Genomic DNA, 14,786 nt, shown 5'->3' on the forward strand with positions numbered 1-14,786 from the left:
CAATAAACAAAAACAACAGAAACTCATCGTTTCCTGTTTTTTACGTTATCCCTTCCTCTGAAGCCCCCAGATGACCAGCCGCCTCAATCTCCTGCATATCCATGGCCTGTTCCATTTCCCGTAGAACCCGGTCATGGATCTGACCTGCATGATGCAGGCGCAGGATTTCCTCCCGTCCTGCTTCGATGGCCTTCAGCACGGCTTCGTAATGGGCAATTTCTTCCGGACGATGCGCGTCAGTATCCTCCGCATACTGACGTGCTACATCCAGGCGATAGCGATATTGTTCCAGAAGACGCGGATGGCGCTCGCTCCCGTCTGAAAGACGGGACGCCTCTTCAATGGCATGAAGCTGCGCCTCGGCAACCGCAATCCACGCCCGGTTTTCATCAGACTGGATAACACGCAGTTCTGACCCCCCGTTGATCCTGAGCAACCCGATCAGAGGCGCCAGCGTCGTCCCTTGGACCAGAACGGTGACCAGAATCGAGGCAAAGGCACAGGCCAACGCCAGATCACGTCCGGGAAACCCTTCCGGAAGCGACAGGGCCGCCGTCAGGGTCACGACTCCCCGCATGGCCGCCCATCCCATAATCGTTGAAATAGCCACAGACGGACGCGCAAACCGTTCCGGCCAGCGCCGACGCAGCAGACCGACAATTCCGTCCGACGCGAACAGCCACACAAACCGGGACAGGACCATCGCCACCAGTACGATCCCGACGGGATAGACGAGATGGTGCAGAATATCAGGTGTGCCTCGAAGGCGGCCCAGAACACCCCGAAGGGAGAGCCCGATCAGAATGAACAGGACGGATTCCAGCAGGAAAACGAGCACTTTCCAGAACGCATGAGACTGAAGGCGGGTCTCCGCATCAAAATCCCTGTGCTGATGCCAGCCCAGAACCAGCCCCGTGGCGACGGTGGCCAGAACACCCGAAACATGGAGATGATCTGCACCGATATAGGACACTTCCGCCAGAAGAACCGTCGTAATGATAACCATGTCACTGTCGCGCAGGCGGCGGATGACAAACAATCCTAGGAACCCGACGAGAAGACCAATCAGCACCCCGCCAACAGAGACGACACAGAACGTTGTCAGTGCCTGAAAGGGACGAAAAATTCCTGTCAGAGCCGCAACGACCCCAAAGCGGAACAGAACCAGTCCCGTAGCATCATTCAACAGGCTCTCACCCTGAAGCAGTGACGTCACACGACCGGGTAGGGACAGGCGCTCCAGAGCCGCCTCGGCCGCAACGGCATCGGGCGGAGAAACGATCGCGCCCAGCGTGAAGCACGCGGCCCATGGAAGAGCGGGAACCACGAGATGCGCCGCCACACCTACGGCTGCGGTCGTGAACGTCGTGGTGCCAACCGCCAGAAGAAGAATACCGGACAAGTTTTTTCGAAATTCCCGCCATGCCGTGAACCACGCACTGCTCATCAGCAGTGGCGGAAGAAAGACAACCATGACCAACTCGGGGTCGATCGTGATCTCGGGCGACCATGGCGAAAGAGCAAGCCCGGTACCGCCCAGAATGAACGCCGCCGCAGGGGGGAGCTTCAGTTTGCGCGATAACAGTTCAAGAATCAGGATGACGGTCAGAAGAAACAGAAAATACTCGTAACGCGCCGTATCAGACATGTTGCGTCCAGTGCTGGAGCCTGCTCGGAAAGAGAGGGATGTGATTTTGGATCTAGCACATCGAACGCGATACTGTTTCCAGTTCTCCGACCACTCCGGCAACGAAATCCGAAAAGGCGCGCGCCTTGGCGTTCGTGAGTCTGCCAGAAGGATAGACAACCCATAGATCGACAGGTGGCAGGGACCAGTCCGTCAGGCATCGTACCACCGTCCCACGCTCTAGTTCGGACTGGAACATCAAGTCTGCGGCGATGGTCAGTCCCAGATCGGCAAGCACCGCGGCGCGGATTCCTTCGGCGGCGCTTAGGTTCAGGCGCGGACTCAGGACTGCGCTCATTTCTCTTTCCTGTTGGCGGAATTTGTATCTGACACCATTGTCCCGCGCATAGGTGACAGCCTGATGCAGGGTGAGGTCTTCAGGAGTTTCAAGGGGCAGGGAGGTGCCCAGATAGCGGGGCGTTGCGATGACAGATCGCTTTCCGCTCCCGAGGCGTTTAGCGATCATCGTACTGTCGTTCAGAGGCCCGACACGAATGGCAACATCAATTCCTTCCGCCATCAGGTCCACACGCCGGTCATCGAGTTCGATATCCATCTGCAGTCGCGGATGTTTCTTCAGAAATTCTCCAAGACGAGGCACGATCTGAATCCGGCCGAAGGTTGTGGGAATCGCTACCCGGAGCCGACCTTGCAGACTGAAAGTACTGTCGCGCGCAGCGGCATCGGCCTCCTCTGCATCGGATACGATCCGGGCTACGCGTTCGAAATATCGCTGTCCGGCATCCGTTGGTGTCAGACCATGCGCAGAGCGGAGCAGAAGCTGCACGCCCAACTGACGCTCAAGCTGGGCAACGGCCTTCGAGACCGCCGGCTGCCCAAGATGCATCAGCCGCGCCGCCGCAGAAAAAGAGCCACTCTCAACGACCCGTACGAAGACGGTCATGGCTTGAAGACGATCCATTTTATTATTCCATTATGGAATTCTCTCTATACTGAAATGACGGCTGCCAATCCAATACGGAAATCTTCATCCTCTGAGGCACGCCACGGATGGCGCGTTTCACACAGGATTGTTTCCCATGGCCGATCTTCTCTTTTCCCCGAAATTCGTAGGCGCCATGCGGCTCGAGCACCGCATCGTCATGGCGCCCCTGACCAGAATGCGCTCCAGCATCGGCAATTTGCCCAACGACCTGATGCTCGAATACTACACCCAGCGCGCCACGCCGGGCGGTCTGCTCGTTTCTGAAGCCTCTCCGGTTGCACTGACGGGATATGGTTTTGAACGCGCCGCTGGAATTTACGATGACGCACAGATCTCCGGCTGGAGACGCATCACGGATGCAGTCCACGCCAAAGGAGGACGCATGTTCCTGCAACTTTGGCATGTCGGGCGACAGTCTGCGCGTATTCTCCAGCCTGGTGGCGCAGCCCCTCTTGCTCCATCCGCCATCAGGGCAGACGGCACGGCATGGACGCTCAATGGCACAGTCCCTTATGACCCGCCCCGTGCTCTGGAACTTGATGAAATTCCGCCATTGATCGACGCCTACCGTCAAGCCGCAGCACGAGCCCTTCAGGCAGGATTTGACGGTGTGGAAATCCACGGTGCCAACGGCTACCTTCCCGATCAGTTTCTGCAGGACGGTACAAACAAGCGTACCGACGCCTATGGCGGCCCGGTCGAAAACCGCGCACGCTTTCTTCGGGAAATCACTCAGGCGGCCATTGACGTATGGGGCGCCGATCGCGTCGGCGTTCGCCTCACGCCCAGCGGATCTTACGGATCAATGTCCGACAGCAACCGACACGCAACATTCAGCTATGTCGCCACAATGCTGGAAAACATGGACGTCGCCTACCTGCACATTGTTCAACCACGGATCGGCGCGGATGCAGAACCCGACCCGGTCGATGTGTCTATCCTGCGTCCACTCTTTTCCCGAACCCTCATCGCCGCAGGCGGCTTCACAACCGCAAGCGCCGAAAGACTTCTGGAATCTGGGGACGCAGACCTGATCGCATTCGGACGCGCCTTCATCGCCAATCCGGATCTGGTCCTGCGATTACGGAATCATTGGCCGTTGAACCGATACGACCGCTCCACCTTCTATGGCGGTGATTTTCACGGCTATACGGACTATCCGACATTCAGCACTGAAGAGAATGAACAGCCAGCGCTCCCATCCCAGCCGACAATCGAATAAGGCCTCACGTCATGGATGAACCCTCCCTTCAGAATCCCGCATGCCGCGCTTCCGAAGCGAGTCACGGCCCGGAAGCACCTCTGTCCGGGTTTCTGACGCTGGGGATGGCTGTTGCGGCCGGAATCGCGGTCGCCAACATCTATTACAACCAGCCCATGCTGGGCATTATGCGGCGTAACCTGCCCGGTCCGCTCACAGGCCTTATCCCGACCGTTACCCAGCTTGGCTACGCTGCAGGACTCTTCTTTCTTGTGCCAGTAGGAGATCTTCTGGAGCGCAGGCGGTTGATCGTGTGCCAGTTCATTTTTCTGGCTCTCGCACTCGCAGGGGCAGCACTGGCGCCCAGTGCCGCCGTGCTGCTTGTCGCCTCCCTTGCCGTGGGAGCCATGGCGACTGTTGCCCAGCAGATTGTCCCGTTTGCCGCACATCTGTCGTCTCCTGAACGTCGTGGCCATACGATCGGTATCGTCATGGCAGGGCTTCTGGGCGGCATCCTGCTGAGCCGCACTCTGGCAGGCATGGTCGCCACCTATGCCGGCTGGCGCGACATGTTCTGGCTGGCTGTGCCAATTGCTCTTGGCGCAGGAGCGCTGATGGCCTGGCGTCTGCCGACAAACCGTCCCACCGATACCAGCCTGAATTATAAGCAGTTGCTGATGTCCCTCGGCGGTCTGTGGAAGGAATTTCCAGAACTGCGCCTCGCCGCTCTCACGCAGGGCTTTCTGTTTGCTGCCTTCAGCGTGTTCTGGACAACGCTTGCTCTTCGTCTGCAACAACCCCGTTTCGGCCTTGGAGCTGATGCTGCCGGGCTGTTCGGTATTGTCGGAGCAGTCGGAATTCTCGCAGCCCCCCTGTCGGGCCGGATCGCGGATCGGCACGGCCCACACCGGATCATCATTCTAGGCGCGACATTAACGCTCGTGTCATGGATTATCTTCGGTTTATGGACCTCGTTGGCCGGATTGATCGCGGGCGTCACCGTACTGGATTTTGCGATCCAGAGTGCCCTCATCTCCAACCAGCATGTTGTTTATGCGCTACGTCCGCAGGCGCGGGCCAGACTGAACACGATCTTCATGGGAACGATGTTTCTGGGAGGCGCAGGTGGTTCAGCTATGGCGATGTGGGCATGGTTGCCATGTGGCTGGACAGGTATCGTCATCCTTGGGGGAGTGTTGGCGCTATCAGCCACGTTACTTCAGCTCCAAAACCAGATCAGGACACGAAGTCGATAGTCTGGAAGTCCCTGCAAACCTACATGCCGATGATGTCTGGCCTGACGTCATCCAAGAGTGTTGAGGAATAAGGTGCAGCAACACAGGGCTGTTGGAGAAATATGAGAGGGTTATTTTGAGTTCGCGCAAAATAACCATTTAAAAGAAGGAAAAGGCGGAAAAAGAAGCAAAAAGTGTATTTTCTGAGATATTTTTGCAAAATTTGATCGAATAAGGGAACTTTAAAGCACATTTTACATAAACATCTGTGCCGCAATCTCAAGGTTTGCATGGCAACGGGTACAGAAATTCATTCTATATTTTATGGAGATTTAATAATGAAAAAAACCGTTTTAGCCTCATTGTTTTGTGTGGCTGCGTTGTCAGCCTGTGAATCTCCTCAGCAAATGGTCAGCCAAAAAGACGACCATCTGGCAGCAGCAGGGTTTCAATTGAAGCCTGCATCCACACCCCAACAAATTGCCATGTTGAAAAAACTCCCGTCGCATCACTTTATCCGTCGGGTACACGGAAACACAGTAACCTATGTCTATGCTGACCCAACAGTCTGCGGTTGCCTCTACGTTGGAAATCAGGCTGCTTACGGTCGCTATTTAGCGTATCAGCAGCAGCAGAGCCTCGCCAACGAACAACAAATGACGGCTGAAGATTATCAGGATGCCCAATGGAATTGGGGAGACTGGGGTCCTTGGGGGGGTGATTTCGGTCCAGATTATGGTTTTGGCCCAGGTTGGGGTTGGTAAAGTTTAGTAAAATATTTCCCAAAAATAAGCTCTCAGAAAATAGAGAGCTTATTTTAATTTAATTTCTGAAATTAAAATAAATATCTGAATTCTGATATTTGGCTCTAGGTTGATCAGAATAAAACGATTTTTCAAAGACTTCGCGATGCGTACCTTTTAAAAGGACGTTTCGTGGAATTACGAAGCTGCAATACCTCATGCTATCGCGTTGACAGCGCTCGACACTCATAACAGTTTTGAGGGCAGCGCCGTTTGGATGTGAAAAACAGCTGGAGCGGTATGTAAAAAACTTTCTGTCCCACAGCTGCTTCGAAAGATTTTACTAATCTCGGGCAAAAATGTAATCTGTCAGAACTATATTTTTAGCAGCAACAGTAACAAGGCCTCCGTCGTGCAAAAAGAAAAATCTGCAATAGTAATATTTGTTAAAGATGAAGCTCACGACATTATGGCATGGTTATCATGGCACATATCTTTAGGATTCAAAAAAATATTTGTGTATGATGATCATTCAACTGACGGAACTTACGAAATAGCAAAGTCTTGTGAAGATATTTATAATGTTGAAGTTTTTAGAACCTCTATGAAAGAGGGAAATTTTTATTATAGACAGAGAGACAGTTATTTCGATGCTATCCAGCGAGCTTCCGGCCATTATGAATGGATCGCTATGCTCGATGGAGATGAATATATCAGCATCGAAGGATCCAATAATATCAATGATTTTTTAGAGAAATTTACCGAAAATGATACGGCAATTGCGTTAAGTTGGTGTATATATGGAAGCTCAAGTAGGGTATTGAAAGATAAAGTTCCGACTTATCAAGCGTTTAATTATAGGTCAACTGCCGATCTTGACGACAATACACTTGTTAAAAGCTTTGTGAGGCCTGAAGCCGTTAACTTTTCATATGAAAATCCTCACAAATATAATCTACATTATGGAAATTATGCAGACTCTTTAGGACGTCCGGTGCAATGGCGGTCCGGCGCAACAAAAGATATCGTGTGGGAAGGTGCACGCGTTAACCACTATATCTGCAGGTCCATGGAACATTATATTGGACGCATTAAAAGACGGCTAGGATCTGATTTATCAAATAGCACGGTTTACTGGTCACATTTTGATCGTAATGATGTTTATGATCCTCAGGACCAGATACAAATTAACTTAGCTAATGATGTATATAAAAATATTCAAAGGAATATATTCAAATTTTCCCTGAAAACATTCCTTATAAACGGAAATTATTCTGATGATTTGCTAAATTCAGCAATTAAACCAGAGAATATAGATATATTTTATTTGAAAAGCTTTCACGGTTCCTATTTATCTATCAATAACATTGATGGCCATTTGGTGCAGGGGGAAGGGTATGAAAAAATAATGGCGGCTATTCTTCAGGATAGCAATAAAATATTAATTTTTAGAAGTCCATTTGTGTATTCATCAAACATAAGATTTCATATCAATCTATCTGCTCAGACCAGTTATTGTTATGAATTTGATTTTGAATATTCTGGTGATCAAATACACATCAAATCACAAAAAACTGGAAAATATTTGACAGCTATTCCTGAAAATCAAGGTGGATCTGTAGAGTTTTCGAGAGAACATGCAGCAGGATGGGAGATGTTTTCTATAGCAGAGAAAGTTGGGGAATTTAAATTTTTTGGGAAAAAAGATTATTCATCCTCTGATTTAATCTATTATATGCTTAATTCTGGTGAAAATTTTTCCTATGAAGAATTTATCCTTAGATTATCTACATTCAACACCTCAGATACGATCAATATGTGTAACCTTCTTGGTGTTCAGATAATGGCTATTATCTGAACACCAAGAAGGTAAGATATAAGATAAAACAGATTAGCTCTTTAGTGCTGCGGCTACAGCTTCAAGCGGTTTTAGTCCGAAGCGTGTGTCGGGTTCCAGAATATTACCTTCAGCCCATTCGTTCCAAGCTTTGAAGAAAATGAAATTATCACCACCGACTTTTCTGTTTCTCAATACTGCTTTGTGCACGTATTCACCTAATAATTCAGGAGAATACCCTTCAAAGACAATCCCACGGCGTTTGCAACGTGGCGTGTTGTCCCAACCCGTGGTTACGCAGGGGATATAGTCCGGTGATGCCGGAAGGTTTTTAAATGCCTGATCAACAACGTCTCGGAAGGGATGGTGGATCGGTGCATTCATGGCTTTTCTTAATGCGTCGGGAAGCCAATCTGCCTGAGGTGCGCAGGCTAGGCTCAGGACTCATTCTTTAAGATAGAAGATGAAGGTTGCTGCGATATGGATTGCGGACATGAAGATATGAGCGCATCGGTCGTATCTGGTCGCAATACGTCGCCAGTCTTTGAGTTTCGCGAACATGTTTTCGATGAGGTGGCGCTTTTTATACAGATGCCAGTCGTAAGGCAGCTTTGATTTCCGGTTCTTTTTCGGGGGAATACAGGCAGTGATATTGCGTTCTGCAAGCGATAACCTGATCCGGTTGCTGTCATAGCCTCTGTCCCCGATGACTTCTTCTGTCTCTTCGGGGAGATCTGCCAGCAGCACGTCTGCGCCTTTGAAGTCACTGACTTGTCCTGCTGTCAGATAGAGGCGAACAGGCCTGCCCTGACTATCGCACACGGCATGGAGTTTTGAGTTCAGGCCGCCTTTTGTCCGTCCGATATGGCGGGGAAAAGCCCCTTTTTGAGTAGAGACGCCGCCGTTCTGTGTGCCTTGAGGTGTGTTGCATCGATCATCAGGCGCTTTGAACGGCCAGCCTGTTCTGTCAGGGCGACAAAGATCCGGTCGAAGACACCCAGGCGGCTCCAGCGAATAAAACGATTGTATAAAGTCTTGTGCGGGCCATACGCTTTCGGAGCGTCTTTCCACTGAAGCCCGTTGCGGATCACGTAAACGATTCCGCTCAAAACACGCCGGTCATCCACACGGGGCACTCCATGCGGCAGAGGAAAAAACGGCTCAATCCGCTCCATCTGGCGTTCAGACAGCAAAAATACGTCACTCACAGCCTTACCTCCATCGGTAAGCCTGTGAATCACAACGTCTCGCTCAGTTCAATATTTTAATAGGTCCTGAGCCTAGGCGACGCATTACGCGGCTCAATAATCCTAGCGGGCGTTGGTCTATGTAATCTCCCGGTCCGCAAGGCATGACCTGATCACAACAGGTGATAAGTTTTTCAGGGTTACTATTGGCCATGCCGATGATGTGAAGGCCGGGAAAGCCGTGTTCAACAGCCAGATTACGAAGCGCCTGAATATAAGACGGTGGATCGGGGAGTTCATGGACACCATAGATTGGAAAAACAGGCCGTCCATCAAACGTAATATAGCGCGGGTCCCGGAAGGCCTTTGAGAGAAAGGCGAAATGGGCCCGCATATCCTCCTCACCATTATAGGTTTGTTCCATGAGAACATGACTTGGTACTCCATGCCATACACCAGTCCAAGACTGGTTGGCCTAGCATAGACAGAAGGGGAAGTCAGGCTTTTGCGTTTCCAGAATTTTATTGAATGGTTTCTCTAGAATGCGTTTGCCGTTGCCGAACCAATAATGCCAATAGCAAAAGCCTTCTATGCCATGGCTCTGTGCCATGTGCGCCTGCGCGGCATAGACGTTTTCGTCCAGTAGATTGTAATAGCCTAACTTTTTTGGAACGATCGGTTGGACATGATTGTTGAAAATCGAACTTTTGTCCATTCGGTAAAACCCTTACCCTATCATGCGTCGTTTTTTGGGGTTTGATGAAACTATGGCAAATAGAAAGCGATAATTTTTAATTCAGGGTTCAATTTTTAATCTTTCTAGAAGATATTATTGATAAATTTTAAAGGACATCATTGAACCGGTCTAGGATATTTACCGATCTTCAAAGTGGTTTATCTGAAGGAATTGAAGAAATATTGAATAACTCTAACACTACAATTGTATTTTTATGTAATATCTAATTCTCTTATTTGTAATGGAATAGGATATGATGACAGGTGGAGCATCTGTTGAAGAGACGCTTTTCCGTCATTTGATGAGGTGCGAGCTGTTAAGGACAAGATATGTCCGCTGTTTGGTCAGGCTCGGGTTGCGGTTTCGACGGAGCATTATCTGGAAATGCTTTAGGGCAACCTGCCGCGCAAGACGGGTTGGTAACGTGCAGAAGCCGCAGGCGACGAGGGGCTCATGGCGTCAGCAGGCTTTGCTGGGACGGACGCAGTGGGGCGCCCACGGTCTTTGCTCATTGTCCGCAATCATGTTCAGGAAGCCCTGAGTGATAAAGACGCTGTTCTCGTGGTTGATGAGACGGGGTTTCTCAAAAAGGATCGGCGTCTCGGTGTGGGTTGCCAGTATATAGGGGCGGCGGGTAAAATTACGAACTGCCAGATCGGTATGTTCGTGACCTACGTCTCATTGTGCGGTCATGCTTTTGTGGATCGTGCCCCGTATCTTTCTAAAGCCTGGAGCACAGATCCGGTACGATTAATTTCAGCCTCTGTTCCAAAAAGCAGGACTTTTACGACCACGCCTACTCTTGCACGGGAAGTGATCGAACGTAGTCTGTACAGCGGTCTTCCTTTCGAATGGGTTATTGCGAACAGTGTTTATGGTGTGGACGAGATAGAGATGAGCCTACATCATGCCGCAAAAGGATACGTTCTGGATGTGGCAGGCAGTCACGGATTCAACTTTTGGGGCTTGGGGAAAGACCGGTTGCAGTAGAAACCCTCTATATTGCTCAGGACGCTCCGCAAGAAGACTAGGTTTCCCTGTCAGCGGGACACGGAACAAAGGGCGAGCGGATTTATAAATGGTTATGGTGTCTGCTCGCCGAGCTCCAAGGGGCAGATATACCCCGGCTGATGACAGAGTCTGGATGCGCAGCCTCCTCGCGGGCCGCAATCCAGTCGATGGAGATCGCGCATATTTCACCGTCTGGTGTCCTTCGGGAACACCGCTTGAAAAGTTGGTACAGGTCGAGGGTACACGATGGCGGACCGAAGAAAGGTTCAGAACAGCCAAAAACGAATTTGGCCTCGACTATAACGAAACCCGGTCCGGGCCTGCTTAAAACATCGTCATATGTAGTTTGTCATGTTGGCCTACGCCCCCTATGGCCGGGGTCAGGACACAGGCAAATGACCAGCCTTCAAAAAAGATAGAGAGTCCGGTACAAAGTCTGATCCGGCAACCCATTCAGGAACTCCAGCGCCTTATCGTCAGGCTGACTCAGTGTCAGATCTCTCTCTCTCAACCATATTCTGCACTGGTCAAAATTCAGACAAACATATCAGGCGAAATCCTACGTCTTTCGCATCAAAATATAACTGTAGTGCTAATGGCGCTATGAAGTCTCTAAGCTGTTTTGGGATGTGACAATACTGCTCTTGTAAACGGAAGCCCAAGTTCGCGAAGACTGATTCTGGCAAGAAGGCGAAGTATACCGAGATTAAGCCACTAGGCTGTGTTTAAGCGGCGGAGGTAACGCGCCACGGCAGGCCTGTTTTGAGGACAGCATTGGCGATTGTGACGAGACGCCGTGCGATGGCGACAATCACCAATTTATGGGGTTTGCTATGCTGCTTCATGCGCCTGGCGACAGCCTTCAGAACAGGATTATGGCAGGCAGCTGCCATTCCTGCCTGGAACAGGACGTGGGGGAGAGAGCTTCGGCCCCCTGAAATGACACGTTTTCCGCGCATCGCGCCGCTATCGTGAACCATTGGTGCAAGTCCGGTCATGGCGGCGGCTTCGGTCGCTGTCATACGACCGAGTTCTGGCATTTCTGCGAGAAGGCTGGCGACTGATACTGGGCCGAAAGCCGTTTACGCGCGTCTATCATCTGTGCTCTGCGAACCGTCAAGGCCCGGAGAAGCTGAAGTTTTTCATCTGGCAGTGTTCGGCCGGCCTCTGGGCGAAACACCATGAAGCGCGCAACAAGTTCCGCGTTGATCTGGTCGGTCTTCGCTCTTTTTCCCATGGAAAATGCGAAAACTTTGATCTGTGCAGGTGACAACTGGACTGCATTGATCCCTTTATGAATAAGAACACGCCAGAGCGCCCATTCCTGTTCTCCTGTGGCTTCAAAGCCGACCTTGAGATCGTCGGGCATGCTCTGAAGGATTTCGAATAATCTGGCATAGCCATCGAGTGAATTCTGACAACAAAATCTCTGTTTCCCGGGTAGGAAAAAGGCATCAAGCCAGTCTCGGGACACATCTATGTCAATGAAGATTTGCGCAGACATATCACTCTCTCTTTCCTTATGTTCGCGGTCCCGGAACCGGGCCGCCGTCAACTGTTCGAGAGGGTGAAGAGAGGCGAGATCAGCCTTCTAGAAAACGTGGTCAGGCTAGCCAGGTGTTAAGCGCTGTATCTGACCTCATGAACGCCCCTGGCCAGGGGCGTTCATGAGGTCAACATAACAGGCTGGAAACACATAAGATGTTTGGTCCCGGGGTTTGATGGTTTAGATTTCTGATGAATCTTTCTGGCTCTGAAGTTCATATTTTGCAGACATATTCGTAAGGCGTGAGTCCACTCAGCGTTTTGAGCCTTCTCCCGAAGCTGTAGGTTGCCATGAAGTCGTTGAGGTGGATCTTCAACTGTTCATGGCTGTCGTCATGGAAGCGTTTGACGGTTGCTTCCCTGATTGTCCGGTTCATCCGCTCAATCTGACCGTTCGTCCATGGATGATTGGGTTTCGTCAGACGATGTTCGATCCCGTGGGCTTCGCAGAGGATGGCGAAGCGCGTGGGACGCGACCACACCGTATTTCGATTACGGGGCTGCTCAGCGAACTGGATTCCATTATCGGTCAGAATGGTATACACCCCATAAGGAATGATGCTCAGGAGATGTTCGAGGAATTCTCAGGCCGTCCTCCGATTGGTTTTTTCGACCAGTTGTGTGACAGCGGATTTGCTGGTCCGGTCGATGGCAACGAAAAGATGCAGCTTGCCTTCAGCGGTCTGGACTTCGGCAATATTGATGTGAAAAAAGCCGATGGGATAGCGTTTGAAGCGCTGCCGTTTTGGCTTGTCTCCCTCCATGTCCGGAAGCCGTGAGATCTGGTGACGCTGAAAGCAGCGGTGCAGGGCCGAACGTGTCAGATGAGGAATGCTGGCCTGCAGGGCATAAAGGCAGTCATCCAGCGGCAGTAAAGTATGCCGGCGAAAAGCGACTGCCATGGTTTCTTCGGTTTTTGTCAGGTTTGTTGAACGAGGCTCTTCAGGGCCAGTTTTCTGATCTTCAACAGTCTGGCGCTTGCGCCATTTTGCAACGCTTTTCGGATCGATCCCGAACTCCTCGCTCAGTGCCGCGAGCGAAGCCTGCGATCGCTGTATTGCTGCTCGCACAACGTGCGTGGTCGTGGCGCTGCCATGACGGCTCTGGTGGCAATACGCCGCCAATCTTTCATCTTTGCGAACATGTTTTAGATCAGGTGGCGCTTTTTATAGAGATGCCAGTCGTAAGGCGTTTTTGATTTCCGGTTCTTCTTCTGCTGGATACAGGCGATAATGTTCCGCTCTGCGAGAGAGAGTCTGATGCTGTTGCTGTCGCATCGCTCAGCAGGCGCTTCGATCGACCAGCTTGTTCTGCCAAGGCGATGAAGATCCTCTCGAAAACACCTAGGCTCAGGACTCATAGCTAGAAGATGACGGTTGCGGCGAGGCAGATGGCTGAGAAGAAGACGGTCGGGCATCTGTCATAGCGTGTTGCGCCCTGCCGTCAGGCCTTGAGTCTCCCGACCATGATCTCGATACGGTTACGTCGTTTATATTTTCTCTTATCGTATTTTATCGGTTCCCCGCGGGATTGCCGTCCTGGAATGCAGGGCTTTATCCCTTGCTCTTCCAAGGCGTTCCTGAACCAATAGGCATTATACCCGCGATCTCCCAGCATCCATTGTGCTGCGGGAAGACTGTCCAGAAGGGCAGAGGCACCAGTATAACCGCTGATCTGTCCCGCCGTCATGAAAAAGCTTAGCGGTCGTCCGTTCTGATCGGTGATCGCATGCAGCTTCGTGTTCATGCCACTTTTTGTCCGTCCGATCAGGCGGCCCGGAGCCCCTTTTTTAGCCACAGGCTCGTAGCTGTACGGTGTGCCTTGAGATAGGTCGCATGAATCATGATGGTCTGGGGCTGGGCTTTTGCAGCAGACAGGCCATCCATTATCCGCATGAAAATGCCCATGGCGCCCCAGCGCTTACAGCGGTTGTAGAGCGTCTTATGTGGCCCGTATTTTCGGGGCGCATCACGCCAGTGCAGAGCATTGCTGTTCACAAAAATGATGCCGCTCAGCACACGGCGGTCATCGACGCGAGGTTTACCGTGGCTCTTGGGAAAGAACGGCCGTAGACGCTCCACTTGTTCGTCCGTCAGCCAAAACAGATCGCTCATCTTCAGTCTCCTTGCAGAGCCTGAATCAGATTTCCGCAATCAAATCAATGGGTCCTGAGACTGAAGTGCAAACTGATCCGTGTTAAATTAAAATCAAAAAACCGTGCTATATATATAGATAATGCAAAATGTCTCGGGTTAGATCGTAATACACGGTTCAATTTTCTTTTAGAGATATATTTTATTCGGCTCGATGGAGCCAAAATATCACTCAACGGACATTCGGATCGGCTTTCCTCACCCGGAGTTCTGTCTTCCAGGCCATCGCATGTCAGAGATGATTAGTTCCGTTTATTAGCATTTGTTGTGTTCGGGTTTTATCTCAACCGTTATTCGAGCAAGCAGGCACTGAGATCCTCGTTTTAGGCTGAAGGTTTGAAATCGTGCGTTAGTTTTTACACATACGCGTGAAACCTAGAGTTTTTTAGAACGCTCTAGGTACGGATAAAAAACACTTTTAAAACATTAAATATGTGATATTTTAGGTTATAGTAACGCGAATCTAATGATGGAATATCATACCTCACTTAGAGAATGTTTTTCA

General features: G+C 50.7%; 11 protein-coding genes and 4 pseudogenes. 5 read left to right on the plus strand and 10 right to left on the minus strand.

From position 1 onward, the window contains the following. Positions 1–40: 40 nt before the first annotated feature. Complete coding sequence (locus tag ABDK74_RS11260) at positions 41–1,648, minus strand: Na+/H+ antiporter (RefSeq protein ID WP_346003859.1); 1,608 nt, start codon at positions 1,646–1,648, stop codon at positions 41–43. 52 nt (positions 1,649–1,700) lie between these two features. Further along, positions 1,701–2,609, minus strand: a complete 909-nt coding sequence (locus tag ABDK74_RS11265; protein ID WP_346003860.1) for a LysR family transcriptional regulator — start codon at positions 2,607–2,609, stop codon at positions 1,701–1,703. Positions 2,610–2,727: 118 nt separating this feature from the next. Between ABDK74_RS11265 and ABDK74_RS11270 the strand changes: the two genes are divergently transcribed. The 4 genes from ABDK74_RS11270 to ABDK74_RS11285 all read left to right on the plus strand — a co-directional run bounded on the left by ABDK74_RS11270 (position 2,728) and on the right by ABDK74_RS11285 (position 7,670). Then, a complete protein-coding gene (locus ABDK74_RS11270) occupies positions 2,728–3,855 on the plus strand; it encodes an alkene reductase (RefSeq protein WP_346003861.1) in 1,128 nt (375 codons plus the stop codon). 11 nt (positions 3,856–3,866) lie between these two features. Then, positions 3,867–5,090 carry an MFS transporter gene (locus ABDK74_RS11275; RefSeq protein WP_346003862.1) on the plus strand — a complete coding sequence of 408 codons (1,224 nt, stop codon included), beginning with the start codon at positions 3,867–3,869 and terminating at the stop codon, positions 5,088–5,090. Between the two features lie 317 nt (positions 5,091–5,407). After that, a complete protein-coding gene (locus tag ABDK74_RS11280; RefSeq protein ID WP_194256224.1) occupies positions 5,408–5,833 on the plus strand; it encodes a hypothetical protein in 426 nt (141 codons plus the stop codon). A 391-nt stretch (positions 5,834–6,224) separates the two neighbouring features. Further along, positions 6,225–7,670: a glycosyltransferase family 2 protein gene (locus ABDK74_RS11285; RefSeq protein ID WP_346003863.1), complete on the plus strand. Its 1,446-nt coding sequence runs from the start codon at positions 6,225–6,227 to the stop codon at positions 7,668–7,670. A 33-nt stretch (positions 7,671–7,703) separates the two neighbouring features. Here the strand turns inward: ABDK74_RS11285 and ABDK74_RS11290 are convergent, their stop codons facing one another. The 3 genes and pseudogenes from ABDK74_RS11290 to ABDK74_RS11300 all read right to left on the minus strand — a co-directional run bounded on the left by ABDK74_RS11290 (position 7,704) and on the right by ABDK74_RS11300 (position 9,551). Further along, a complete protein-coding gene (locus ABDK74_RS11290) occupies positions 7,704–8,033 on the minus strand; it encodes a glycoside hydrolase family 99-like domain-containing protein (protein ID WP_346003864.1) in 330 nt (109 codons plus the stop codon). 60 nt (positions 8,034–8,093) lie between these two features. Continuing rightward, positions 8,094–8,857 (minus strand): IS5 family transposase gene (locus tag ABDK74_RS11295; RefSeq protein WP_346002506.1). Its coding sequence is split into 2 segments (ribosomal slippage): positions 8,094–8,524 and positions 8,524–8,857, totalling 765 coding nucleotides; the frame shifts between segments, so codons are not numbered across the junction. A 43-nt stretch (positions 8,858–8,900) separates the two neighbouring features. Beyond that, a pseudogene (locus ABDK74_RS11300) lies at positions 8,901–9,551 on the minus strand (glycoside hydrolase family 99-like domain-containing protein). A 274-nt stretch (positions 9,552–9,825) separates the two neighbouring features. Here ABDK74_RS11300 and ABDK74_RS15900 point away from each other — a divergent pair. Then, positions 9,826–11,068: pseudogene (locus ABDK74_RS15900) on the plus strand (IS701 family transposase). A 240-nt stretch (positions 11,069–11,308) separates the two neighbouring features. On the opposite strand, the gene ABDK74_RS11310 reads toward ABDK74_RS15900, so the two are convergent. From ABDK74_RS11310 to ABDK74_RS11330, 5 genes and pseudogenes are all read right to left on the minus strand, one after another. Continuing rightward, on the minus strand, positions 11,309–11,605 hold the full coding sequence (locus ABDK74_RS11310) for a transposase (protein ID WP_346003866.1): 297 nt from the start codon (positions 11,603–11,605) through the stop codon (positions 11,309–11,311). Then, positions 11,602–12,087 carry a transposase gene (locus tag ABDK74_RS11315; protein ID WP_346003867.1) on the minus strand — a complete coding sequence of 162 codons (486 nt, stop codon included), beginning with the start codon at positions 12,085–12,087 and terminating at the stop codon, positions 11,602–11,604. Before ABDK74_RS11315 ends, ABDK74_RS11310 begins: the two co-directional genes overlap by 4 nt. A 169-nt stretch (positions 12,088–12,256) precedes the next feature. After that, a pseudogene (locus tag ABDK74_RS11320) lies at positions 12,257–13,252 on the minus strand (IS481 family transposase). 23 nt (positions 13,253–13,275) lie between these two features. Further along, positions 13,276–13,545 carry a hypothetical protein gene (locus tag ABDK74_RS11325; RefSeq protein WP_346004238.1) on the minus strand — a complete coding sequence of 90 codons (270 nt, stop codon included), beginning with the start codon at positions 13,543–13,545 and terminating at the stop codon, positions 13,276–13,278. Further along, positions 13,491–14,242 (minus strand): annotated as a pseudogene (locus tag ABDK74_RS11330) (IS5 family transposase). The gene ABDK74_RS11325 and the pseudogene ABDK74_RS11330 overlap by 55 nt, the downstream one beginning before the upstream one ends. Positions 14,243–14,786 lie beyond the last annotated feature (544 nt).

Origin of the sequence: Gluconobacter sp. OJB (genome assembly GCF_039638275.1) — a bacterium.
Classification (GTDB): domain Bacteria; phylum Pseudomonadota; class Alphaproteobacteria; order Acetobacterales; family Acetobacteraceae; genus Gluconobacter; species Gluconobacter cerevisiae.

Excerpts from the sequence above, each read along its gene's own strand:
- ABDK74_RS11310 (WP_346003866.1), bottom strand. The coding sequence starts at position 11,605 with ATGACAGCGACCGAAGCCGCCGCCATGACCGGACTTGCACCAATGGTT.
- ABDK74_RS11325 (WP_346004238.1), bottom strand. The coding sequence starts at position 13,545 with ATGCCCGACCGTCTTCTTCTCAGCCATCTGCCTCGCCGCAACCGTCAT.
- ABDK74_RS11265 (WP_346003860.1), bottom strand. The coding sequence starts at position 2,609 with ATGGATCGTCTTCAAGCCATGACCGTCTTCGTACGGGTCGTTGAGAGT.
- ABDK74_RS11290 (WP_346003864.1), bottom strand. The coding sequence starts at position 8,033 with ATGAATGCACCGATCCACCATCCCTTCCGAGACGTTGTTGATCAGGCA.
- ABDK74_RS11260 (WP_346003859.1), bottom strand. The coding sequence starts at position 1,648 with ATGTCTGATACGGCGCGTTACGAGTATTTTCTGTTTCTTCTGACCGTC.
- ABDK74_RS11270 (WP_346003861.1), top strand. The coding sequence starts at position 2,728 with ATGGCCGATCTTCTCTTTTCCCCGAAATTCGTAGGCGCCATGCGGCTC.
- ABDK74_RS11280 (WP_194256224.1), top strand. The coding sequence starts at position 5,408 with ATGAAAAAAACCGTTTTAGCCTCATTGTTTTGTGTGGCTGCGTTGTCA.
- ABDK74_RS11275 (WP_346003862.1), top strand. The coding sequence starts at position 3,867 with ATGGATGAACCCTCCCTTCAGAATCCCGCATGCCGCGCTTCCGAAGCG.
- ABDK74_RS11315 (WP_346003867.1), bottom strand. The coding sequence starts at position 12,087 with ATGTCTGCGCAAATCTTCATTGACATAGATGTGTCCCGAGACTGGCTT.